The organism is Trujillonella endophytica (assembly GCF_900110555.1).
GTDB lineage: Bacteria > Actinomycetota > Actinomycetes > Mycobacteriales > Geodermatophilaceae > Trujillonella > Trujillonella endophytica.
Genome location: NZ_FOEE01000027.1, coordinates 1 through 22448, shown reverse-complemented (window position 1 = coordinate 22448; position 22448 = coordinate 1). Strand labels below are relative to the sequence as shown.

20 protein-coding genes are annotated in these 22448 nt (G+C 75.4%); 11 read left to right on the top strand and 9 right to left on the bottom strand.

The annotated features are described in order from the left end of the window. Positions 1-259: 259 nt before the first annotated feature. Complete coding sequence (locus BMY88_RS23085) at positions 260-1588, bottom strand: FAD-binding oxidoreductase (protein WP_091949755.1); 1329 nt, start codon at positions 1586-1588, stop codon at positions 260-262. 124 nt (positions 1589-1712) lie between these two features. On the opposite strand from BMY88_RS23085, the gene BMY88_RS23080 reads away from it, so the two are divergent. Continuing rightward, entirely contained in the window at positions 1713-2936 is a 1224-nt protein-coding gene (locus BMY88_RS23080) for a saccharopine dehydrogenase family protein (RefSeq protein ID WP_091949752.1), read from the top strand. 95 nt (positions 2937-3031) lie between these two features. On the opposite strand, the gene BMY88_RS23075 is transcribed toward BMY88_RS23080, so the two are convergent. Further along, the gene (locus BMY88_RS23075; RefSeq protein ID WP_091949750.1) at positions 3032-5740 is read right to left on the bottom strand and encodes a SpoIIE family protein phosphatase; all 2709 of its coding nucleotides are present in this window, start codon (positions 5738-5740) and stop codon (positions 3032-3034) included. 173 nt (positions 5741-5913) lie between these two features. On the opposite strand from BMY88_RS23075, the gene BMY88_RS23070 reads away from it, so the two are divergent. Further along, a complete protein-coding gene (locus tag BMY88_RS23070; protein ID WP_091949747.1) occupies positions 5914-6993 on the top strand; it encodes an EAL domain-containing protein in 1080 nt (359 codons plus the stop codon). A gap of 7 nt (positions 6994-7000) precedes the next feature. On the opposite strand, the gene BMY88_RS23065 is transcribed toward BMY88_RS23070, so the two are convergent. Next, positions 7001-7924 carry an aldo/keto reductase gene (locus BMY88_RS23065; RefSeq protein WP_091949758.1) on the bottom strand — a complete coding sequence of 308 codons (924 nt, stop codon included), beginning with the start codon at positions 7922-7924 and terminating at the stop codon, positions 7001-7003. 198 nt (positions 7925-8122) lie between these two features. Between BMY88_RS23065 and BMY88_RS23060 the strand changes: the two genes are divergently transcribed. Further along, a complete protein-coding gene (locus tag BMY88_RS23060) occupies positions 8123-8407 on the top strand; it encodes an HU family DNA-binding protein (RefSeq protein ID WP_091949744.1) in 285 nt (94 codons plus the stop codon). Between the two features lie 118 nt (positions 8408-8525). After that, positions 8526-9791 carry a serine hydrolase domain-containing protein gene (locus BMY88_RS23055; protein ID WP_091949741.1) on the top strand — a complete coding sequence of 422 codons (1266 nt, stop codon included), beginning with the start codon at positions 8526-8528 and terminating at the stop codon, positions 9789-9791. Positions 9792-9838: 47 nt separating this feature from the next. On the opposite strand, the gene BMY88_RS23050 is transcribed toward BMY88_RS23055, so the two are convergent. Then, positions 9839-10318: a MaoC/PaaZ C-terminal domain-containing protein gene (locus BMY88_RS23050; protein WP_091949738.1), complete on the bottom strand. Its 480-nt coding sequence runs from the start codon at positions 10316-10318 to the stop codon at positions 9839-9841. A gap of 71 nt (positions 10319-10389) precedes the next feature. Here BMY88_RS23050 and folP point away from each other — a divergent pair, with 71 nt between their 5' ends. From folP to BMY88_RS23030, 4 genes are all read left to right on the top strand, one after another. Then, on the top strand, positions 10390-11250 hold the full coding sequence (gene folP / locus BMY88_RS23045) for a dihydropteroate synthase (protein WP_091949735.1): 861 nt from the start codon (positions 10390-10392) through the stop codon (positions 11248-11250). Between the two features lie 74 nt (positions 11251-11324). Then, positions 11325-11708, top strand: a complete 384-nt coding sequence (locus BMY88_RS23040) for a VOC family protein (protein WP_091949732.1) — start codon at positions 11325-11327, stop codon at positions 11706-11708. Between the two features lie 44 nt (positions 11709-11752). Further along, a complete protein-coding gene (locus BMY88_RS23035) occupies positions 11753-12172 on the top strand; it encodes a PaaI family thioesterase (RefSeq protein WP_091949727.1) in 420 nt (139 codons plus the stop codon). Between the two features lie 94 nt (positions 12173-12266). After that, complete coding sequence (locus BMY88_RS23030) at positions 12267-13865, top strand: AMP-binding protein (protein WP_091949724.1); 1599 nt, start codon at positions 12267-12269, stop codon at positions 13863-13865. 20 nt (positions 13866-13885) lie between these two features. On the opposite strand, the gene BMY88_RS23025 is transcribed toward BMY88_RS23030, so the two are convergent. Then, the gene (locus BMY88_RS23025) at positions 13886-14554 is read right to left on the bottom strand and encodes a hypothetical protein (RefSeq protein WP_091949721.1); all 669 of its coding nucleotides are present in this window, start codon (positions 14552-14554) and stop codon (positions 13886-13888) included. Between the two features lie 88 nt (positions 14555-14642). Between BMY88_RS23025 and BMY88_RS23020 the strand changes: the two genes are divergently transcribed. Further along, positions 14643-15635, top strand: coding sequence for an NAD(P)H-quinone oxidoreductase (locus tag BMY88_RS23020; protein WP_091949718.1), 993 nt, complete (start codon positions 14643-14645; stop codon positions 15633-15635). Between the two features lie 75 nt (positions 15636-15710). Here the strand turns inward: BMY88_RS23020 and BMY88_RS23015 are convergent, their stop codons facing one another. Further along, positions 15711-16937, bottom strand: a complete 1227-nt coding sequence (locus BMY88_RS23015; RefSeq protein ID WP_091949715.1) for a cysteine desulfurase-like protein — start codon at positions 16935-16937, stop codon at positions 15711-15713. Between the two features lie 88 nt (positions 16938-17025). Between BMY88_RS23015 and BMY88_RS23010 the strand changes: the two genes are divergently transcribed. Beyond that, positions 17026-17583 (top strand): bacterial proteasome activator family protein, encoded by a 558-nt coding sequence (locus BMY88_RS23010; RefSeq protein ID WP_091949712.1) that lies wholly within the window; start codon positions 17026-17028, stop codon positions 17581-17583. Between the two features lie 210 nt (positions 17584-17793). Beyond that, complete coding sequence (locus BMY88_RS23005; RefSeq protein ID WP_091949709.1) at positions 17794-18798, top strand: type IV toxin-antitoxin system AbiEi family antitoxin domain-containing protein; 1005 nt, start codon at positions 17794-17796, stop codon at positions 18796-18798. A 131-nt stretch (positions 18799-18929) separates the two neighbouring features. Here the strand turns inward: BMY88_RS23005 and BMY88_RS23000 are convergent, their stop codons facing one another. From BMY88_RS23000 to BMY88_RS22990, 3 genes are all read right to left on the bottom strand, one after another. Beyond that, positions 18930-20549: a methyl-accepting chemotaxis protein gene (locus tag BMY88_RS23000; RefSeq protein ID WP_091949706.1), complete on the bottom strand. Its 1620-nt coding sequence runs from the start codon at positions 20547-20549 to the stop codon at positions 18930-18932. Positions 20550-20640: 91 nt separating this feature from the next. After that, positions 20641-21444: a Cof-type HAD-IIB family hydrolase gene (locus BMY88_RS22995; RefSeq protein WP_091949703.1), complete on the bottom strand. Its 804-nt coding sequence runs from the start codon at positions 21442-21444 to the stop codon at positions 20641-20643. Continuing rightward, entirely contained in the window at positions 21437-22360 is a 924-nt protein-coding gene (locus BMY88_RS22990; protein ID WP_091949700.1) for an HAD family hydrolase, read from the bottom strand. Before BMY88_RS22990 ends, BMY88_RS22995 begins: the two co-directional genes overlap by 8 nt. Between the last annotated feature and the right edge of the window lie 88 nt (positions 22361-22448).

The following is a 22448-nucleotide window of genomic DNA, read 5'->3' as shown; positions in this document are numbered from 1 at the left end:
CGCCCTCGGCGGCCACCCGCGCCCGATGCCGGTAGAACGTCCGCGGCTCGACCCCGTTGACCCGGCACCACTCCGCGACGTTCTCGATCGGCACGCCGACCTGCAACGTCGCATCCAGCAGCTTCATGACTGGCGCTCGCTTCCCCACACCACCTCATCGGCGTTGTGATGATCAAGCGACACATGTCATGAGACTTCAGGACTGACAGATGTCCTCGGACTCAACAGTGCGGATCCCGCACTCGAGCGACTCCGATCCTCAGCCGGGCGAGATGTTCTGGTTGCCGCGGAAGACGTTCTCCGGGTCGAAGCGCCGCTTCACCTCCCGCAGCCGCGCGTAGTTGGACTCGCCGAACGCCGCCCGGATCCGCCCCTGCCCCTCGTCCCCGATGAAGTTCAGGTACGTGCCGCCGTTGGTGTAGCGGGCGATGTCCTGCCGGAACGACCGCACCCAGTCCACATTGGCGTCGGTGTCGGCCGGGTCCTCCCACGTGGCGAACGGGTGGGTGACCCACCGGGCGGAGCGGTGCGCCAGCGGCGTCGCGTCCTCCGGCACCCGGGCCACCGCGCCGCCCCACGGCGCGAGCAGCTGCTGGGTCAGCGGGGAGGCCCGGTCGGCGCCGTACTTGACGAACACGTCGAGCGCGTCGTCGGGCAGCGCGTCGTGGTAGTCACCGCTCCAGTACTGGTGCATCCCCGGCGGGTCGTCGATGAGGCACTGGAAGTCCGCATAGGGCATCGGACCGATCAGGTCGACCTCGGGGCGCAGCTCCCGCAGCGGGCGCACCCCCTCGGTCCCCTCGTCCACGTCCCCCGCCCACAGCGCCGCGATCGCCGCCACCGTCGTCCCCTGCAGGTGCTCGGGGACGAACGGCTCCGGCGGCCCGGTCAGGAACACCAGGGCGGTGCCCAGGGCGTCCGGCGCGGCCTCCATGAGGTCCCGATAGGCCAGGGCGAGGTCGCGGGCGGCATTGCCGGGCCAGAGCGCCAGCCCCGCGACGACCGTCGGCCCGAGCGGGTGCAGGTCGAAGGTGAACGACGTCGCGACCCCGAAGTTGCCCCCGCCGCCGTGCAGCGCCCAGAACAGCTCCGGCTCCTCGGTCGCCGACGCGGTCACCCGGTCGCCGGCGGCGGTGACCAGGTCGATCGACCGCAGGCTGTCGCAGGTCAGCCCGTAGCTGCGCTCCAGCCAGCCGGAACCGCCGCCGAGGGTCAGCCCCGCCACCCCCGTCGTCGACACCCGGCCGCCGGTGGTCGCCAGCCCGTGCTCCTGCGTCGCCCGGTCGAGCCCGCCCCAGGTGACACCGGCGCCGACCGTGACGGTGCGCGCGTCGGGGTCGACCTGGACGGTGTCCATCGGGCGGACGTCGACGACCAGTCCGCCGTCGTTGACGCTGAACCCGGCGACCGAGTGGCCGCCGGCGCGCACGGCGACCGCCCACCCCCGGTCCCGGGCCAGTCGCAGGGCCTCGGTCACGTCGTCCGGGGTGGCGCAGCGCGCGATCGCCGCCGGACGGCGGTCGATGCCTGCGTTGAACACCGCTCGCAGCTCGTCGTAGCGCGCGTGCGCCGGGTCGATGATTTCCATGATCGCCTCCCGTCTCGCGGACGGCGGCGACGCTGCTCCCGCGCGGGGCCCCGTCGCCAGAGCCCTCGGTCCCTGCGCGGGCCATCGGGGCGCGGCGGGCGCGGCACTCGGTGAGGATGGCCCCATGCCCGACCGCGATCACGACCTCGTCGTCTACGGGGCCTCCGGCTTCGTGGGCGAGCTGACCGCCGCCTACCTCGCCGGTGCCGCCCCGGCCGGGCTGCGGATCGCGCTGGCCGGGCGCTCGGCGGATCGCCTGGCCGCCGTCCGCTCCCGGCTGCCCGCGGCGGCCCGCGACTGGCCGCTCGTGGCCGCCGACTCCACCGACCGCGCGGCGGTGACCGCCCTCGCGGAGAGCACCCGCGTGCTGGCGACGACGGTCGGGCCCTACGCCCGCTACGGCCTGCCCGTGGTCGAGGCCTGCGCCCGCGCCGGCACCTCCTATGCCGACCTCACCGGCGAGGTGCTGTTCCACCGGGATGCCATCGCCCTGGCCGACGCCCCGGCCCGCGGGTCCGGCGCGCGGATCGTGCACTCCTGCGGCTACGACTCGATCCCCTCGGACCTGTCGGTGTTCCTGCTCGCCGAGCGGGCGCGGGCCGACGGTGCGGGCGGCCTGACCGACGTCCGGCTGGTCGCCACCGCCCGCGGCGGGTTCAGCGGCGGCACCATCGACTCGATGCGCGCCCAGTTCGAGGCCGTCGGCTCCGACCGGGCGCTGCGCCGCGTCGTCGGCGATCCGTTCGCGCTCAGCCCCGACCGCGGCGCCGAGCCCGTCACCCGTCAGCCCCCCGACGCCGCGCCCCCGGCCCGCGACCGCGACGGCCGCTGGACCGCCCCGTTCGTCATGGCCTCCTACAACACCCGGGTCGTGCGCCGGAGCAACGCCTTGCAGGACTGGGCCTACGGCCGTGGTCTCGGCTACGGCGAGGTCATGGGCACCGGCCGCGGCATCCCGGGCGCGGCCACCGCGGTCGGCGTGACCGCAGGGCTGGCCGCGATGCTGGGGGCCATGTCGTTCGGGCCTACCCGGTCACTGCTGGACCGGGTGCTGCCCGCGCCGGGCAGCGGGCCGAGCGAGGCCGACCGCGAGCGCGGTTGGTTCCGCATGGTCGTCGACGCGACCACCGAGTCCGGCCGCCGCTACCGCGCGACGGCCGCCGGGGCGGGCGACCCCGGCTACAAGGCCACGGCCGTGATGCTGGGCGAGAGCGCGCTGGCCCTCGCCCTGGACGGCGACCGGCTGCCCGCCCGGGCCGGCTCGCTCACCCCCGCCAGCGCCCTGGGCGACGTGCTGGTCGAGCGCCTCCGCGCGGCCGGCCACACCTACGAGGTCACCGAGGCCTGACCGGCGTCCTCCCTCACCGCGACGCGTCCTCCCCCACGGTCTGCGGCGAGGGAGGTAGCTGCGGGATCAGGGAACCTGATCCCCGCGCAGCCCGCTCAGCCCAGGCGGAGGGCGAGCAGGGCGACGTCGTCCTCGGCGTCGGGCAGGAAGAGCCGCCCGAGCACCCGGTCGCACAGCTCCTCGGGCGGCAGGTCCGCAGCCTCCCGGAGCACGGCGAGGAGCTCCGCGGTGCCGGCGTCGAGGTCGCGGTCGCGCCGCTCGATCAGGCCGTCGGTGTACAGCAGGAGGGTGCTCCCGGCGGTGAGGACGGCGCAGGAGTCCGACCGGACGACGCCGGCGTCCACGCCCAGCAGCAGCTCGGGGTCGGTGGTCAGCATGCGCACCGCGCCCCCGGGGGAGATCACCAGCGGAGGCGGGTGCCCCGCGTTCGACCAGCGCAGCAGCACCGCCCCCGGCTCCAGGCCGGCCGGGTGCTCCAGCCGGGCCACGAGCGCCGTCGCCATGACCTCGGGCGCGAGCCCCGCCATCGCGCGGTCGAGCCGGGTGAGCACCTCCGCCGGGGGCGCCCCGCTGGAGTGGCTGATCCCGCGCAGCAGGCCGCGCACCTGGCCCATCGCGGCGGCCGCGTGCCGGTCGTGGCCGACGACGTCGCCGATCGCGAGCACCGTCGTCCCGTCCTCCTGCGGAAAGGCGTCGTACCAGTCCCCGCCGATCTCGGCCCCGGCCGCGGCGGGCACGTAGCGCACCACGAGCCGGCAGCCGGGCACCTCCGGCGGGGCGGTGAGCATGCTGTGCTGCAGGGCGTCGGCGAGGTCGCGCTGCTGGGCGTAGAGGCGCGCCGAGTGCAGCGCCAGTCCCGCCCGGCGCCCCACCTCGACGGCGGCGTCGACCTCGTCCGCGGTGTGCGGGCCGCGCTCGGGACCGTTGAACAGGCCCAGCGCGCCGATGGTCCGGCCGCGGGCCACCAGGGGGACGACGGCGCCGCCCTCGATGCCGAGGCGGCCCAGCGCCTGGCGGACCTCCTCGTCCGGGAGCGCGCGGCGGATCCGCTCGTCGCCGATGTGCGGCAGCACCAGCGGTCGGCCGGTGCGGGTGACGATGCGGGCGGTCGCGTCGTCGGTCATCACCCGGACCATCGCGCCCACGTACTCGGCCAGCTGCCCGGCGCGATCAGGGTCCCGGTGGGCCGAGGCGAGCTCCTCCATGCGGCCGTGCTCGTCGGTGACCACGAGCCAGCACCAGTCGCCCAGCGTGGGCACGACGAGCTGTGTCAGCTCCGTGACCTGGCTGGTGATGTCCACGTCGCCGGACAGCACCCGGCCGACGTCGGCGAGCAGCTGCAGCCGCTGGTTGGCCGCGTCCCGCTCGGCGTCGGCGCGCAGCCGGGAGACGCTCAGCGCGATCTGCGCCGTGAGGCCCTCGAGCAGCTCGACGTCCTCGTCGGCGAACTGGTGGTCGGTGTCCCAGACGACGACGTAGCTGCCGAGCAGCCGGCCCTCCACCCGCAGCGGCAGCGCCGCCATCGCCCGCGTGCCGAGGCCGGCGTTGACCTCGGCCATCCGCGGGAACCGCTCCTCGGCCTGCCGGGGGTCGACGAAGAGCAGCCGCTCGCCGGTCCGGGCCACGTGGCCGTGCGGCAGCTCGTCGTCCTCGGGCCCCAGGACGACGCCCTCGGCGGGCAACCGGACGTCGGCGGCGCTGGCGACGGAGTCGACCAGCCGCCGCGTCAGGTGCAGCCGCAGCGTGCCGTCGCCCTCCACCACCGTCAGCCCGCTGGCCGACGCGCCGAGGACCGCGGCACCGCGGAGGGCGATCTCGGCGAGCTCGGTGATGGCGGCGGCGTTGACCATCTCGGCGGCGACCTCGGCGATGGCCGCGGCCCGCTGCACCGCCGCCATGCGCCGCTGGGACTGCTCACGCGCCTCGGTGACGTCGAGGATGGTGCCGATCATCCGCACCGGCTCGCCGCGGACGTCGCGCACCACCCGGCCACGCGACACCGTCCAGCGGACGGAGCCGTCGGCGCGCAACGCCCTGGACTCGAGGGAGTACTCGCCGGTCTCCGTGTCGGCCCGGGCCATCGCCGCGCGCACCGCGGCGTGGTCGTCGGGGTGCACGCGGGAGCCCAGCACGTCGTCGAGGTCGGTGTCGGCCAGGGCGCGGTCCAGCCCGAACACCGCGGCGCACCGCTCGTCCCAGGACACCGCGCCGGTGCGCAGGTCCCGCTCCCAGATGCCGATGCCGCTGGCCTCCAGGGCGATGGTCAGCCGCGCGGCCGAGGCCCCGATGGCCGAGCGGCTCGCCGACAGCTCGAGCTCGGCCACCACGGAGGCCGACAGCTGCTCGAGCAGGGCGCCGTCGTCGTCGGTCCAGCTCCGGGGGGACTCGTCGTAGACCGCCAGCACGCCGACGACCAGCCCCGACGCCGACACCAGCGGGGCGCCCAGGTACGCCGCCACCTGCCCGGACGTCACCGCGGGCAGGGCGGCCACCCGGAGGTCGGCGGCGGCGTCGGTGACCACGAGCGGCCGCGCCTGGCGGACCGTGATCGCCGACAGCGCCCCGGTCAGCAGCGCCGGCCCGCCCACGACGCCGGGCGGCAGGCCGTGCCCGCCGACGACCGTGTCGCCGTCGGTGAAGAGGGTGACCTTGGCGTGGCCCGCGCCCAGCAGCCGGGCGGCCAGGCCGGAGAGCCGGTCGAACGCCGCGGGCCCCGGGACCTCCACCAGCAGGCGGCGGGCGGCCGCGATGCGGTGCGGATCGAGCAGCGGATCGGGTTCGGGCAGGAACGCCGGTCCGGCCACGGACCCTCCCCCCCACGCCGGCGCGGCCGACTGCCGGCCGCGGGACGCACCATGCTGACACGCCCCTGCGGAACCAGATCGTCCGGCGCGCGCTGCCGGCTCGCCTCCCCCGGGCGGGTGACAGGCCCGCCGGCGGCGGTCAACGGGACCGCCGTCCCTGTCGATGCGCACGCATGACGGCGTCGCGCACCTCCGCTCCCGTGCTGCCCGACTGCCGCCCCCTGCTCGCCGACCCCGGCGACCTCACCCTGGTGTTCCAGCCCATCGTCGATCTCGCCGCCGGCCGGGTCGCCGCGTACGCGGCCCTCCCCCGCTTCCCCGGCACCGCCGCCCCCGAGGCGTGGTCGGCGGCGGCGCGCGATCTCGGGGTGGACGCCGAGCTCGCGGCCCTGACGCTGCACCGGGCGCTGACCGCCCGCGCGGAGCTGCCGCCCGGCGCCTGCCTCGTCGTGGACGTCGCCGCGCACCTGCTCGGCAGCGCGCCCGTGCAGGAGGCGCTGGACCCGGCCGACGACCTGCGCCGGCTGGTCGTCCGGCTGACCACGGACACGCGCCCCGACGTCGCCGCGCTGGGCCGCGGGGCCGGAGCGCTGCGCGACCGCGGCGCCCTCGTCGCGCTGGACGGCGCCGGCAGCGGCTGGCCCGGGCTGGAGGTCCTGGCCGCCGTGCGCCCGCAGCTGGTCACGATCGACGGCGGGCCGGACGACGCCGAGCCCGGACGGCGGTCCCTCGCCGACGCCGTGTGCGACCTGGCCGAGCGCGTCGGCGCCGTCCTGGTGGCCGAGGACATCGAGACCCCCGCCGACCTCGCCGCCGCGGTCCGGTCGGGCATCCCGCTGGGCCGGGGCTGGCTGCTGGGCCGGCCGGAGGCGGGCGTCCGGCCGCCGGCGCCCGAGGTCGAGCGGCTGGTCCGGGCGCACGCCGACCGGGCCCGCCTGGCCGACAGCGTGGCCGGTCTCGTGCGCCCGGCCCGCCAGGTGGCCGAGGGCGACCCCGTGCCCGCGGTGCCCCCGGCCGTCCTCGTCGGCGCCGACGAGGAGCCCCGGGCCCTGCGCCTGGCCGACCCGCGCACCGGCGAGGTCTACACCGCGGCGGTCTCGCTCCGGGTGGCCCCCGACGCCGACGTCCGGGAGACGCTGCACCGCGCCCTGGCCCGCCCGCCGGGCCGGCGGTACGACCCCGTCGTCTGCACCGACGCGACCGGCGCCGTCGTCGGCCTGCTCCGCGTGGAGGACCTGGCCGCCGCCCTCTGACCCGCGGTCAGGCCGAGGCGGTCGCCAGCAGCGCGCGCTCCTCGTCGGTGAGCACGAGGTCCAGCATCGGCAGCAGGTCCGCGAGCTGCTCGACCGTGCGCCCGCTGGCGATCGGCGCGGTGACCGTCGGCTGGTCGGCCAGCCAGCGCAGCGCCACCGCCGCGGACGTCGTCCCGTGCGCGTCGGCCACCTCGCGCACCGCGTCGAGCACCCGGTCCCCGCGCTCCCCGATGTAGGGCGCGACCATCTTCTCCCGCACCGACTCGACCCGCTGACCCGCCCGGTACTTGCCGGTGAGGAACCCGGCGGCCAGTCCGAAGTAGGGGAAGCAGCCCAGGTCGGCGGCCGCGACGGCGTCGCGCAGGTCGTCCTCGTAGGCGGCGCGGTCCATGAGGTTGTAGAGCGGCTGCAGGGCGACGTAGCCGCTCACCCCGAGCCGCTTCGCCGTGTCCACGGCCTCGGTGAGCCGGGCCGCCGAGTAGTTCGACGTCGCGGTGTACCGGACCTTGCCGGCCTGCACCAGCTCGTCGAAGGCCTGCAGGGTCTCCTCCAGCGGGGTGCTGTCGTCGTCGTAGTGCGCGTAGTAGACGTCGATGTGGTCGGTGCGCAGGTTGGTCAGCGAGCGCTCCGCGGCCGCGCGGATCTGCGCCGCCGACAGCGGTCGCTCCTTGCCCTTCATGGGCGAGGCCTTGGTGGCGACGACGACCCGGTCCCGGCCCCGGGCCTCCAGCCACGTGCCGAGGATCTGCTCCGAGCGGCCGCTGCCGTACATCTCCGCGGTGTCGACCATCGGCTGCTGCGTGCCGGGCACGGCGTCGACGTACCGGTCGAGCAGCGCGTGCGACGTCGGCTCGTCCGCCGTCCACCCGAAGACGTTGGCGCCGAGGCACAGATCGCTGACGACGAGGTCGGTCCGAGGCAGTGGAGGCACCTCCTCACCGTAGGCCGAGGGCGCCCGCACCGCCGTGGGACGGCTGTGACCTGCGAGGCTGCGACACCCCCACACTGGCGGGATTCCGGGGGGACATGGCAGCGTGCCCCCCGGTCTGCCTCCGGTTACGGAGACGGACCCGTTCGTTCCGCCGAGCGCCGGACACCCGGCGCCGGCCACCAACCCGAGAGGACCCCCGTGAACAAGGCCGAACTCGTCTCCGCCATCGCCAAGCGCGCCGACGTCCCCTCCTCCACCGTCGACTCCGTGCTCGCCGGACTCCAGGAGGAGCTCGTCGAGGCCATCACCCGTGGCGAGAAGGTCGCCGTGTCCGGCCTGCTGACCGTCGAGCGCACCCAGCGCTCCGCGCGCACCGGCCGCAACCCGCAGACCGGCGAGTCGATCGACATCCCCGCCGCCAACACCGTCAAGGTGACCGCCGGCTCCAACCTGAAGAAGGCCGCCAGCAGCGTTCCGGTCTGAACCGGCGCCGCCTCCACGATCAGGTGACCTGATCGTCGCGCGTCCTCCCTCACCGCACACCGTGAGGGAGGACGCGCAACGGTGCGGGTGGACGAGCCACCGCGAGGAAGGATGACGCGTGAGCGACCTGACCGTCGACTGCGACCCCGCCGAGGTGGGTTTCGACGCCGCCCGCCTGGAGCGGCTGGACCGCCGGCTGGCCCGCTACGTCGACGAGGGTCGGCTGCCCGGCTTCCTCGTCACGGTGGCCCGCCACGGCCGGCTGGTGCACGTCGGCCGCGCCGGGCTGCGGGACGTCGACCGCGGCCTGCCGGTGGAGCCCGGCACCCGCTGGCGCATCTACTCGATGACCAAGCCGATCACCTCGGTCGCGGCGATGTCGCTGTACGAGGAGGGCGCCTTCGCCCTCACCGACCCGATCAGCCGCTGGCTGCCGGAGTTCGCCGACACCCGCGTCTACGTCGCCGGGTCGGCGGCCAAGCCGGTGACGGCCCCGCAGATGGAACCCATCCGGGTGTGGCACCTGCTGACGCACACCTCGGGCCTGACCTACGGCTTCCACGAGGCCCATCCGGTCGACGCGATGTACCGCGCCGCCGAGCACGGCTTCGGCACCCCGCCCGGCGCCGACTCCGCCGAGGTCTGCCGGCAGTGGGCCGCGCTCCCGCTGGTCTTCCAGCCCGGGTCCGAGTGGAACTACGGCGTCTCCACCGACGTGCTGGGCCGGCTGGTCGAGGTGCTGGCGGGCAGGCCGCTGGACGAGGTCTTCGCCGAGCGGGTGTTCGCGCCGCTCGGCATGACCGAGACGTCGTTCGGGCTGCGGGACGGCGACGACCCCGACGGCCTGGCCCGCCTCTACGGCGCCGTGCCGCGGCCGGACGGCGGGCCGGACCACGGGCCGGACACCACCTTCACGGCGCTCGACGCCGCCGGCGCAGCGGCCCTCACGAAGCCGGCGTTCCTGTCCGGCGGCGGCGGGCTGGTCTCGACCGCCGGCGACTACCTGCGCTTCGTCGAGTGCCTGCGCCGCGGCGGCGACGCCGAGGGCGGGCGGGTCCTGGGCGCGCGGACGCTCGCGCACATGGTCCGCAACCACCTGCCGGGGAACCAGGACCTGGAGACGTTCGGCCGCCCGCTGCACGCCGAGACACCGCTGCGGGGCGTCGGGTTCGGGCTGGGCTTCTCGATGGTGCTCGACCCGGTCCGCTACGGCGTCGTCGCCAACGCCGGCGACTACGGCTGGGGCGGCGCGGCGTCGACGACGTTCTACGTGGACCCCGTCGACGACCTGACGGTCACCTTCTACACGCAGCTGCTGCCCTCGAGCACGCTGCCGATCCGGGCCCACCTGCGCGCACTGGTCCAGCAGGCCCTCGTGGACTGAGTGGAGTCGCTGGGGAACGGGGTCCGTTCCTCAGCGACCCCGGCACGTCAGAGGTAGCGGCGGTAGACGACGGTCGCGACCATCGCCGGCTTGCTCACACCCTCGATCTCCATGACGACGTCGATGTTCACCGTGATGCCGCCGTCGAACGGCGTCGCCGAGGCCAGCGTCGCCCCCGCCCGCACGCGCGAGCCGACCGGCACCGGGGACGGGAAGCGCACCTTCTCGGTGCCGTAGTTGACGCCCATCCGGAAGCCCTGCATGTCCACGATCTCGGGCAGCAGGCCCGGGACGAGCGACAGCGTCAGGTAGCCGTGCGCGATCGGTCCCCCGAACGGGCTCTCCGCCTCCGCCCGCTCCGGGTGCACGTGAATCCACTGGTGGTCGTTGGTGGCGACGGCGAACTGGTTCACCTGCTCCTGGGTGATCGTCACCCAGTTGCTGTAGCCCATGTGCCGGCCGACGAGGCCCTGCACGCCCTCGATGCCCTCGACGGTGGTCTGCGCCTGTACCTGTGTCTGTGCCATGTGCCCGGTCCCCTTGCACTCGTTCTGGTTTCCTGACTCCACCACACGGGCTCGGACGGAGGAGGCACGGGTTGCTGCGGATCGGCTCGCTCGACGTACCGGACGGCCATCTGGTCGTGATGGCGATCGTGAACCGCACCCCGGACTCCTTCTACGACCGCGGCGCCACCTACGAGCTCGCCAAGGCCGTCGAGCGGGTCGACCAGGTGGTCGCCGAGGGGGCGGACATGGTGGACGTCGGCGGCGTCAAGGCCGCGCCCGGCGAGGAGGTCGACGCCGCGGAGGAGATCCGCCGCACCGTCGACCTCGTCGCCGCGATCCGGGCCGCGCACCCGACGCTCCCCATCTCGATCGACACGTGGCGGGCCGAGGTCGCCCGCGAGGTGCTGGCCGCCGGCGCCGACGTCGTCAACGACGCCTGGGGCGGGGTCGACCCGGAGCTCGCCGAGGTCGCCGCCGAGGCCGGGGCGGGGATCGTCTGCACGCACGCGGGCGGGCTGCCGCCCCGCACCCGCCCGCACCGGGTCGCCTACGACGACGTCGTCGCCGACATCGTCACCCGGACGACGGCGCTGGCCGAGGCCGCGGTCACCGCGGGCGTCGACCGCGAGCGGGTGCTCATCGACCCCGGCCACGACTTCGGCAAGAACACCCGGCACTCGCTCGAGGCGACCCGCCGGCTCGGCGAGCTGGTCGACACCGGCTGGCCGGTGCTCGTCGCGCTGTCGAACAAGGACTTCGTCGGCGAGACCCTCGACGTCGTCCTGGACCAGCGGCTGACCGGCACCCTGGCGACGACGGCGATCAGCGCGTGGCTGGGCGCCCGGGTGTTCCGCGCCCACGACGTCGCCCCGACCCGGCAGACCCTCGACATGGTCGCGTCGATCCGCGGCGACCGGCCGCCGGCCCGGACGGTCCGCGGGCTGGCCTGAGCCTTTCCGCCCTGTCGTCGCCCCGGCCGCGGTCCTAGCCTGCGCTGCACCGGGGCCGGCGCAGGAGGTGGCGGATGAGCGGACGGGTCGTGCACTTCGAGATCCCCGTCGACGACGGCGAGCGGGCCCGCACGTTCTACGCCCGGGCCTTCGGCTGGCAGGTCCAGCCGATGCCGGGCATGGGCTACACGCTGCTGTCGACCGGGCCCAGCGACGAGCAGGGGCCCACCGAGGCGGGGTTCGTCAACGGCGGCATGCTCGCCCGGGCCGACAGCGTGGCGCCGGGACCGGTGATCGTCGTCGACGTGGCGAGCATCGACGACGCGCTGGCGCGGATCGGCGAGCTGGGCGGCAGCACGGTCTCGGGGCGGACCCCGGTCGGGGAGATCGGGTTCGCCGCCTACGTCCGCGATCCCGAGGGCAACGTCGTCGGCCTCTGGGAGACCGCCACCCCCTGAGGTCCGCGGGCGGGCGGCGCCGCCGCGGAGCTAGGTTGCCGGGCATGTCCGCCACCGGGTTCCTCCCCGCCGACGAGCTCAACGCCCTGCTGCCCGGCACGCTCCCCGGCCTGCTGGGCATCGTGGTCGACAGCCACGAGCGCGGGCGGCTGACCAGCCACCTCGACGTCCGCCCCGAGCTGCTGGCGCCCAACGGCTACCTGCACGCCGGCACGGTGGTCACCCTCGCCGACACCAGCTGCGGGCTGCCGACCCGGGCGCTGCTGCCCGAGGGGGCCAGCGGCTTCACCACGATCGAGCTCAAGAGCAACCACCTCGGCACCGCCCGGGAGGGCCGGATCTCCTGCGTGGCCACGAACGTGCACGCCGGGCGGACGACGCAGGTCTGGGACGCCGTCGTCACCGCCGGCGAGCGCACCCTGGCGCTGTTCCGCTGCACCCAGTCCGTGCTCTGGCCCCGCTGAACCGCCGGTGCCGTGAACGGCGGCAAACCTCGTGCTGCCGGGGACGACGCCCGGATGTGAGACTGGCGCCACACCCGCAACGAGGAGGAGCCCCGTGGCCCTGGCCAGCCCGTATCCCGACGTCGAGATCCCGGACCTGTCGGTGCCCCAGTTCGTCCTGTCCGCCGGCCGGGAGCAGCCCGACGCCCCCGCGCTGATCGACGGGCTCAAGGGCGACACGATCACCCACGGCCAGCTCGCCGCCTACGTCGACCGGGTCGCGGCCAACCTGCACGCCCGCGGTCTGCGCAAGGGCGACGTCGTCGCCGTCTTCTGCCCGAACACCCCGTGGTTCCCGGTGGTGTTCCACGGCATCGCCGCCGCCGGCTGCGTGATGTCGCCGATCAACTCCCTCTACACGCCGGACGAGATCGCCTTCCAGCTGAAGGACTCCGGCGCGAGGATCCTGATCACCATCTCGCTGTTCATGGACCGGGCCGGCGCCGCGGTGGAGAAGTCCCCCGTCGACGAGGTCATCGTGCTCGACGGCCTCGAGGGCCACGCCGGGATGCTCGACCTGCTGGGCGGCGAGGCGCCGTCGGTCCAGGTCGACATCGACCCGGCGAACGACCTCGTCACGCTGCCCTACTCCAGCGGCACCACGGGCCTGCCCAAGGGCGTGATGCTCACCCACCGCAACCTCGTGGCCAACGTCGCCCAGTGCCGGCCGCTGATCGCGCTCGGGGCGGAGGAGCGGATCATCGCCGTCCTGCCGTTCTTCCACATCTACGGCCTGACCGTGCTGATGAACCAGGGCCTGGCCTGGGGCGGCGCCGTCGTCACCCTCCCCCGGTTCGACCTCGAGGACTTCCTGCGCACCATCCAGGACCAGAAGATCACCCGGGCCTTCGTCGCCCCGCCGATCCTGCTGGCCCTGGCCAAGCACCCGCTCGTGGACTCCTACGACCTGTCGTCGCTCACCTCGATCCTGTCCGGCGCCGCACCGCTGGACGAGAGCCTGGCGCTCGCGGCCCAGGACCGGCTGCGCAAGGGGGCACCCGACGGCGTGACGGTCGCGCAGGGCTACGGCATGACCGAGCTCTCGCCGGTCTCGCACACCACCCCCGACCACGGCCAGGAGCCCCCGGGCGTCAGGTCCGAGGTGCCGAAGGGCTCGGTCGGCTACGCCCTGCCGAACACCGAGTGCCGGCTGGTCGACCCGGCCACCGGTGAGGACGCCGCCGCCGGTGAGCGCGGCGAGCTGTGGGTCCGCGGGCCGCAGGTCATGAAGGGCTACCTGAACAACGAGCAGGCCACCCGGGACACCCTGGACGCCGACGGCTGGCTGCACACCGGCGACGTGGCCGTCGTCGACGAGGAGGGCCGCTACACGGTGGTCGACCGCGTCAAGGAGCTGATCAAGTACAAGGGCTACCAGGTCGCCCCGGCGGAGCTGGAGGCCGTGCTGATCGGGCACCCCGAGATCGCCGACGCCGCGGTGATCGGGGTGAAGGACGCCGAGAGCGGCGAGGAGCTGCCCAAGGCGTTCGTCGTCCGGGGCCCCGGGTCGCAGGTCACCGAGGAGGCGGTCATGGCGTACATGGCCGAGAAGGTGGCCCCGCACAAGAAGATCCGGTTCGTCGAGTTCATCGACCAGGTGCCGAAGTCGGCGGCCGGCAAGATCCTGCGCAAGGACCTGAAGAACCGGGCGTAGCCGCCCCGGGGCGGGGGCCGTCAGGCGCGGACGAGGTCCATCGTCCGCGCGTGCCGGCCCTCGCCGAGGCGCAGCGCCCAGCGCACCCGGCGGGAGGCGTCCCGCACGACGGTCATCCGCTCCGCCGGACCGGCGGCGTCCAGGAACCAGGGGACGAGTGCCCGCGCCGGACCGGCCCCGGCGCGGAACCGCCGCTCGCACACCAGCGGAGAGCTCCGCCAGCCGTGGTCGTGCACCGGCACGCCCGGGACCACCGCGTCGAGCCGGTCGGCCAGCGCCGTCCAGGCCATCGCGAGCACGGGCGCTCCCGCGCTGACGTCGTGGGCGAACGTCGGCAGGGCCGCGCGGACGGCGCCGGTCGCGGTGCGGACGCCGTCGTCGGCCAGCCGCGCGTCCGCGCCGCGCAGGCCGCGCAGCACCAGCCGGCTGTACGCGAGCACCGCGCGCTGGCGGGCGCGGTCGCAGGGGGCGTCCAGCGCGATGCCGGTGAGCGCGCCGGCCAGGGTGCGGGCGCCGGTGCGCAGCGCGCGGAGCTCGATGGGGCAGGCGGCGGCCGCGGGCGGCGGCCGCAACGGCCGGGCGGGGCGGACGCCGGGGTGGCGCGCCGGCGCGGCGATGTCCGCAGAGATGTCCGCGGCGGCGTCCGGCGCGGCGAGGCGGTCGGGGCGGGCGATCAGCGTGCTCGTCATGGCGCAGACGGTCGCGCCCGGCGCTGGCAGCACGCTTGCAGGCCGGTTGCAGCGGGCCGGGGCGGCGGCACCCTTCTAGGGTCGGGGCATGCGAGCGGTCACCCTGAACGGATCCGGCGGCCCCGAGGTCATGGGCTGGGGCGAGGTCCCCGATCCGGTGTGCGGGCCGGGGGAGGTCGTCGTCGACGTCGTCGCCACCGCGGTGAACCGCGCCGACCTGCTCCAGCGGCAGGGCCTCTACCCGCCGCCGCCGGGCGCCAGCGAGGTCCTCGGCCTCGAGTGCAGCGGCATCGTCAGCGAGGTCGGCGAGGGGGTGACCGGCTGGCGGGTCGGCGACGAGGTCTGCGCGCTGCTGTCGGGCGGGGGCTATGCCGAGCGGGTCGCCGTCCCGGCCGGGCAGCTGCTGCCCCGCCCGGCCGGCGTGGAGCTGGCCACGGCGGCGGCGCTGCCCGAGGTGGTGTGCACGGTCTGGTCCAACGTCTTCCTGCTCGCCGGGCTGCGCCGGGGCGAGGCCTTCCTGGTGCACGGCGGCTCCAGCGGCATCGGCACGATGGCGATCCAGCTGGCCGCCCGCGCCGGCGCCCGCGTGTTCGCCACCGCCGGCACCGCCGCCAAGCTCGAGGTCTGCCGCGAGCTCGGGGCGGAGGGGACGATCAACTACCGGGACGAGGACTTCGTCGAGCGGGTCCGCGAGGAGACCGACGGCGCCGGGGTCGACGTCGTCCTCGACAACATGGGCGCCAAGTACCTGGCCCGCAACGTCGACGCGCTCGCCACCGGCGGCCGGCTGGTCTGCATCGGCATGCAGGGCGGGACGAAGGCCGAGCTCGACCTCGGGAAGCTGATGCGCAAGCGCGCATCGGTGCACGCCACCACGCTGCGCTCGCGCCCCGCGGCGGGGCCCGGTGGCAAGGCCGAGATCGTCGCCGCGGTCCGGCACGACGTGTGGCCCGACGTCGAGCGGGGCGTGGTCCGGCCGATCGTCGACCGGCGGCTGCCGATGTCGCGCGCGGCCGAGGCGCACCGGGTGGTGGAGGCCAGCGAGCACGTCGGCAAGGTCCTGCTGCTCACCGACGGCTGAGGGCGGGCCGCCCGGCGCGGCCCCTCGTCAGCGCGGCCCTTCGTCAGCGCGGTCCTTCGTCAGCGCGGTCCTTCGTCAGCGCGGGCGGAGGGCCGCGACCGCGTCGATGATGTAGCCGACCTCCTCGGCGGTGTTGTAGTGCATCAGCCCGATGCCCACGGCCCCGCCCGCCTCGGTCGCGCCCATCGCGTCGAACAGCTCGCGGGCGTAGTGGTCGCCGTCCCAGGCGCAGATGCCCCGCCGGGCCAGGTCCGCCGTGACCTGGCGCGGGCGCATGCCGTCCACGGTGAACGACAGCACCGGCGTCGGGTCCGCCGCGGCACCCAGCACGTGCACGTTCCGCATCGCGCGCAGGGCCTGGTCCAGCCAGTCGAACAGCCGGCCCTCGTAGGCGGCGACCGCGGTCATGGAGCGGCGCACGCGCTCCCGCCGGGTGCCCGTGACCTCCTCCCCGCAGAGGCCGGCGAGGTGGTCGACGGCCGCGGTCACGCCCGCGTAGAGCGGAAACGGCTGCGCGCCGACCTCGAACCGGTCGGGCACGCGGTCCGAGGCCGGCAGCAGCTTGTCCGGCCGGTACCCGGCCAGCAGCTCCGGATCGGCGACGACGGCGGCCACCTGCGGACCGCACCACTTGTACGCCGAGACCGTGAGCAGGTCGGCCCCCAGCGCGAGGCGGTCGACGGGGTGGTGCGCCGCGGCGTGGACGGCGTCGACGAACACCAGCGCCCCCGCCCCGTGCGCGCGGGCGGCGATGGCGGCGACGTCGGGGCGCGTGCCGATGGCGCTGCTGGCCGCGGTGACCGCGACCAGCCGGGTGCGCGAGGTGAGCAGCTCGTCGTACTGCCAGGCGGGCAGCTCCCCGGTCTCGATGTCCACCTCGGCCCACCGCACGTGCACGCCCCGCCGCTCCGCCGCCTGCACCCACGGTCGGATGTTCGCGTCGTGGTCGAGCCGGCTGAGCACGATCTCGTCGCCGGGGCGCCATGTGCGCGCCAGCGCGCCCGCCATCGTGTAGGTCAGGGCGGTGGCGCTGGCCCCGAGGACGACGCCCGCCGGCACCCCGCCGGTGAGGTCGGCGACGGCCGCCCGCGCGCCCGCCACCAGCCCCTCGGCCCGCGCCGAGGCCGGGAACACCCCGCCGCGGGGGGACACCGGCACGCGCAGCGCCTGGGTGATCGCGTGCACGACGTTCTCGGGGACGAGGGTGCCCATGGGGCTCTCGGCGTGCACCAGGCCGTCCGACAGCCCCGGGAACTGGCCGCGGACCCGGGCGATGTCCAGCCGCGCCTCGCCCGCCCCCATGGGCAGCGACCCTAGCCGCAGTCCCCGATCGCGGGCGGCTGCCCACCGGCCCGGCGGCGGGCCCGGGAAACGGGGCAGGATGGGGGCCATGACCATCCCCGGGAACGGAAGTGAGCGTCCGCAGCAGGTCGTCGTCGTGGGGCCGGACGGGCGGCCCGTCGGCGCGATGCCCATGGCCGGCGGCGAGCCCGACGGCGGGCCGGACGGCGGCGGTGCCAACTTCGGCGACATGGTCGAGCAGCCCGCGAAGGTCATGCGGATCGGCACGATGATCAAGCAGCTGCTCGAGGAGGTGCGGGCCGCTCCCCTCGACGACGCCAGCCGGAACCGCCTGCGCGACATCCACGCGTCGTCCATCCGCGAGCTGGAGCAGGGGCTCGCGCCGGAGCTGCGCGACGAGCTGGAGCGGATCACCCTGCCCTTCAGCGAGGACTCGACGCCCTCGGATGCCGAGCTGCGGATCGCGCAGGCCCAGCTGGTGGGCTGGCTGGAGGGCGTGTTCCACGGCATCCAGACGGCGCTGTTCGCCCAGCAGATGGCCGCCCGCGCGCAGCTGGAGGAGATGCGCCGCCGCGCGCTGCCCGGAGGGTCCGGGACGGCGCCGCAGCAGCAGGACCTCCGCCCCGGCGGCGGCCAGTACCTCTAGCTCCCCGCGCCGGCGGGTCCGGTGCCGCGCTGTGGCCGCCGGGCCCTACGCCGGGATCAGGTGACCTGATCCCGCAGCGTCCTCCCTTGCCGCAGACGGTGAGGGGGGACGCTCGGCGGTGAGGGAGGACGACGTTGTCCACAGGTCGGCGCCGTCCACAGATCGGCGCGAGCCGTTCCCGCGCACCGGACCCGTTCCGACACTCGCGGAGTGCATCCCGATCTCGAGTCCGCAACCCGGCGCCGTGGCGGCGTCTTCACCGTGGCCGATGCCCGCCGGGCCGGCCTCCGGGCCGACGAGATCCGATCGGCGGTGAGCTCGGGCGCCTGGCACCGCCTGCGGCGGGGCGTCTTCACGCCCGCGTCCCGGTGGGCCGCCGCCGATGACGACCGCGCCAGGCATCTGCTGGCGGCGGCCGCCGCGCTCGCCGTGCTGGGTTCCGGTCCCGTTCTCAGCCACTCGTCGGCCGCCCGGTTCCACGGGTTCGTCCTGCCGCACCGCGCCGACGACGTCGTCCGCCTGACTCATGCCGACCAGTGGCGGACCGGACGTGGCTACCGGGTCGCGGCGGCCTCGCTCCCCGCCGGCGACGTCCTCCGCACCGGCGACCTCCCGGTGACGGGCGCCGCCCGGACCCTCGTCGACTGCGCCCGCGAGTGGGCGCTGACCGATGCCGTCGTGGCGATCGACGCGGCGATCCAGGAGAAGCGGGTGCGCCGCGCCGACCTCGTGGCTGCCGTGCTGCAGCAGAGCCACTGGCTGGGGATCGGCGCCGCCGCTCGTGCGCTCGACCTGTCCGACGGGCGGGCCGAATCCCCGCTCGAGACCCTCGGCCGGCTCGCCCTCCAGGACGCAGGGCTCCCGCGGCCCGAGCTCCAGGTGGAACTGCACGGCCCCCGGGGGTTCGTCGCCCGCGTCGACGCCTGGTACGACGACGCCGGGATCGCCGTGGAGTTCGACGGGCAGATCAAGTACCGGGATCCGCGCGGCGGTCGCACCCCGGCCGAGGTCGCCTGGAAGGAGAAGCGGCGCGAGGACCAGGTCCGCGACCTGGACGCGCGCGTGGTCCGGGTCGTGCAGAAGGACCTGCCGAGGCTCGATGCCCCCGCCGGGCGGATTCGTGAGTTGATGGCCCGCCCGGCACCCGGACCGCGGCGCTACCGCGTCGTCCGCGCCCCCGAGCCGGACGGCAACCCGGACGACGCGGCCGCCTGAGACCATCCACAGCCTGCCGCCGGGAGCCGGTCCTCCCTCAACGCGGAGCGTCCTCCCTCACCGTGCACCGTGAGGGAGGACGCTCGACGATCAGGGGACCTGATCCCGGCCCGGCGGGGTCCCGTCCCGCCTCAGACCGTGAAGCGGGAAACCGCCTCCTGGAGCTGACCGCTCATCCGCGCCAGCTCGGCGGCGGCGCGCTGAGCCTCCTCGACCCGGGAGTTCGTCTCCTGGGTGCCGGCGGCCAGGCCGGTGATGGCGTTGGCGATCGACTGCGAGCCGCTGGCCGCCTCGGCGACGTTGCGGTTCATCTCGTTGGTCGTGGCGGTCTGCTCCTCCACGGCCGCGGCGATGGTGGCCTGGAAGTCGTTGATCTCCCCGATGACCGAGCTGATCCGACCGATCGCGTCGACCGCACCGGCGGTGTCGGCCTGGATGGCCTCGACCCGGCGCGAGATGTCCTCGGTCGCCCGCGCCGTCTCCTGCGCCAGCTCCTTGACCTCCGAGGCGACGACCGCGAAGCCCTTGCCCGCCTCACCGGCCCGCGCCGCCTCGATGGTGGCGTTGAGCGCCAGCAGGTTGGTCTGCTCGGCGATGCCGTTGATCAGCTTCACGACCGTGGCGATCTCCTGCGAGGAGTCGCCGAGCTTGCCGACCGTCCGCGTGGTGTTCTCGGCGACGGTCACCGCCTGGCCGGCCACCCGGGCCGCCTGGGTCGCGTTCGTGGCGATCTCCCGGATCGCGGACTCCATCTGCGACGAGCCCGCCGCGACCGTGTCCACGCTCGAGGCGACCTCGCCGGCGGAGGTGACGACGGCGTCGGCCTGGCCGGCCGCGGTCCGCGCGTTGTCCGCGATGGCGACCGAGGCGGAGTCGAGCTGCTTGGAGGCGTCGGAGAGCTGCCGCGCCGAGTCGCCGACCAGGTGCAGCACCGAGCCGAGCGCGTCCAGCGTGTGGTCCAGCGACTGCGCGACCTCGCCGAGCTCGCCGCCACCGGTCTGCCCGGCGCGCACCCGCAGGTCGCCGGCCGCGACCTGGCCCAGCACCTCGCGGATCCGCGCCACGGGGCCGGTCACGCTGCGCGCCACCAGCAGGGCGAGGGCGACGGCGATGACCAGGCCGGCGACGATGATCGCGACCGTCACGGTCCGCGCCGAGGTGTAGGCGTCGTGCGCCTCCTCGGTCACCTGAACGGCGTCCGCGGCGGCGACGTCGGCGGCCGCGGTCAGCGACGTGCCGACGACGGCCTCGTTGTCGCCCAGCGCCTGCACGAGCTCACCCAGGCGCGCCGGGGGCGTGGCCGCGCCGGCGCTCTGCAGCTCCGCAAGGGTGCTGAGGTACGTGTCGGCGGCGACCCGGAACTCGTCGAACGCCACCTGCGCCTCCGGCGACAGGTCGAGGGCGGCGACGGCCTCGGTGTCCGTGCCGAGCCGCACCCCGACCGCGTCGGCGTTCTGCGCGGCCTTGGCGATGCTGTCCGCCGGGAGGCTGGGGATGTTGGACCGGGCGATGTTGGCCGACAGCTCCCACCAGTCGACCTGCAGCCGGCGCATGCCGTCGAGGGGCAGCGTGCCCTGGGCGTAGACCTCGCTCGCCTTGTCGTCGAGGGCGGCCATCCGCGTGATCCCGAAGACCCCGACCCCGAGGGTGGTGAGCGCGACGACGAGGACGGCGCCCAGCACGCGGCTGCGCAGCCCCCATCCCGCCGAGCGCTGGGTGCTCCCCGTGTCGACCGACCGATCGCCGTCCATGGCCCTGCCCCCTGCTCGTCGTCCACGGTGGGCCCGTGGCATACGGCTGGAGTCTCGGCAGGGCCGCCCCGGTGTTGAGGCGAGCGGCGGCCTACAGGGCGGCGAGGAAGGCCGCCACGCCGTCCTCCTCGTTGGTGCCGGTGACGTCCGTGGCGACGGCGAGCAGGTCGGGGTGGGCGTGGGCCATGGCGACCGCCCGGCCACCGGCGGCCCCCACCCACTCGAAGGCGGCGATGTCGTTGGGCATGTCCCCGAAGACGACGACGTCGCCCGCGTCCACCCCTCGCTGGGCCGCGACCTTGGCCAGGCCGCTGGCCTTGGTGACCCCGGGCGCGGAGATCTCCGCCAGGGCCTCCGCCGACGAGTTGGTCACCGTGGCCCGCCCCCCGACGACGCGCTCCACCAGCTCCATGAACTCGTCGCGGGGCAGCGCCTCGTGCCGCGCCAGGAGCTTGGCCACGGGCGCAGCGACCATCTCGTCGAGGGTCGCCACCGCCACGCCGGGGGCGTCGACGTCCCACCGGGGGCGGTAGATCGGCTCGTGACGGAACTCCAGTCCGTACTCGACCGCGAACCAGGTGTCGGGCTGCACCCGCCGCAGCTCCGCCGTCACCTCCCGCAGCACGTCGGGGCCCAGCGCGTCCTCGTCGAGGACGGTGAAGCTCTCCAGGTCCAGCAGGACGGCGCCGTTGCAGCAGACGGCGACCCCGTGCCGGAGCTGCTCGCGGATGCGCACCATCCAGCGCGGCGGGCGGCCGGTGGCCAGCACGACGGGGACGCCGTCGGCCCGCCACCGCTCCAGCTCCGCGACCGTCTCCGGGCTGACGGTGTCGTTGCCGCGCAGCAGCGTGCCGTCCATGTCGCTGGCGATCAGCCGCGGGCGCCAGTCAGACATCTGCGGGCCTCCCGCCGAACACGGCCTCCAGGTAGCGGGCGACGCCGTCGACCTCGTGCCCGCTGGTCCGCGCCTGCGCCGCCGCGCGCACCTCCGGGTGGGCGTTGGCCACGGCGACGGAGCGGCCGCCGGCGAGGGTGACCGCGGTGATCATGGGCAGATCGTTGGGCATGTCGCCGAAGACGAGGACGTCGCCCATGTCCACCCCGTAGCGGTCCAGGGCCACCTGCAGCCCGGTGGCCTTGGTGACCCCGGGCGGCAGGACCTCGATGAAGCCGAGCCCGGCGTGGGTGACCTCGGCGTCGGCCGGGTCCACGACCGAGCGCGCGCGGGCCAGCAGCTCGTCCTGCGAGAGCGACGGCGACCGGAGGAACACCTTGAGCACCGCCCCGGGCGGCAGCACCTGGTGGCGCGGCAGCAGGTGCGCCGGCTCGGGGTAGGGCCAGTCGAAGCCGTGCTGGACGCGCAGCTGGGTGCGCACCTCGCCCTGCTCGGCGGCGTCCTCCACGGCCAGCACGAGGTCCCCGGTGACCTCCTCGATCCGCGCGATGACCGCCGCCGCCCGGTCGCGGGGCAGGCCGACGGTGCGCAGCACCTCGTCCCGCTCCAGGTCGACGACGAAGCCGCCCTGGGCGAGCACCGCGATCCCGCGGCCGTCCAGCGCGGCGCGCACGCTGTCGAGCAGGCGCGGCCCCCGCCCGGTCACGCCGACGACGGGCACGCCGGCGGCCCAGCAGGCGTCGAGCGCGGCCCGCGTGCGCGGGCTGACCTCGGAGGCGGAGTCCAGCAGCGTGCCGTCGAGGTCGCTGGCCACGAGCCGGGGCCGCCACCGGCCGACGTCGCCGAGCTCGACGACCTCGTCGTACCCGGCCAGGACGCCGTGCGCGCGGACCGGCCCGGGCGGCGGCACGGTCACGGCTCTGCCCTCGGTCCCGCGCACCTCGCGAGCTCGGTCACGGCTCTGCCCTCGGTCCCGCGCACCTCGCGAGCTCGGTCACGGCTCT

Bases quoted from the DNA above. Each gene is read 5' to 3' on its own strand.
- BMY88_RS23085 (WP_091949755.1), bottom strand. From the start codon at position 1,588: ATGGAAATCATCGACCCGGCGCACGCGCGCTACGACGAGCTGCGAGCG.
- BMY88_RS23070 (WP_091949747.1), top strand. From the start codon at position 5,914: ATGACGGCGTCGCGCACCTCCGCTCCCGTGCTGCCCGACTGCCGCCCC.
- BMY88_RS23050 (WP_091949738.1), bottom strand. From the start codon at position 10,318: ATGGCACAGACACAGGTACAGGCGCAGACCACCGTCGAGGGCATCGAG.
- BMY88_RS23080 (WP_091949752.1), top strand. From the start codon at position 1,713: ATGCCCGACCGCGATCACGACCTCGTCGTCTACGGGGCCTCCGGCTTC.
- BMY88_RS23010 (WP_091949712.1), top strand. From the start codon at position 17,026: ATGACCATCCCCGGGAACGGAAGTGAGCGTCCGCAGCAGGTCGTCGTC.
- BMY88_RS23025 (WP_091949721.1), bottom strand. From the start codon at position 14,554: ATGACGAGCACGCTGATCGCCCGCCCCGACCGCCTCGCCGCGCCGGAC.
- BMY88_RS23040 (WP_091949732.1), top strand. From the start codon at position 11,325: ATGAGCGGACGGGTCGTGCACTTCGAGATCCCCGTCGACGACGGCGAG.
- BMY88_RS22995 (WP_091949703.1), bottom strand. From the start codon at position 21,444: ATGTCTGACTGGCGCCCGCGGCTGATCGCCAGCGACATGGACGGCACG.
- BMY88_RS23020 (WP_091949718.1), top strand. From the start codon at position 14,643: ATGCGAGCGGTCACCCTGAACGGATCCGGCGGCCCCGAGGTCATGGGC.
- BMY88_RS23000 (WP_091949706.1), bottom strand. From the start codon at position 20,549: ATGGACGGCGATCGGTCGGTCGACACGGGGAGCACCCAGCGCTCGGCG.
- BMY88_RS23035 (WP_091949727.1), top strand. From the start codon at position 11,753: ATGTCCGCCACCGGGTTCCTCCCCGCCGACGAGCTCAACGCCCTGCTG.
- BMY88_RS23015 (WP_091949715.1), bottom strand. From the start codon at position 16,937: ATGGGGGCGGGCGAGGCGCGGCTGGACATCGCCCGGGTCCGCGGCCAG.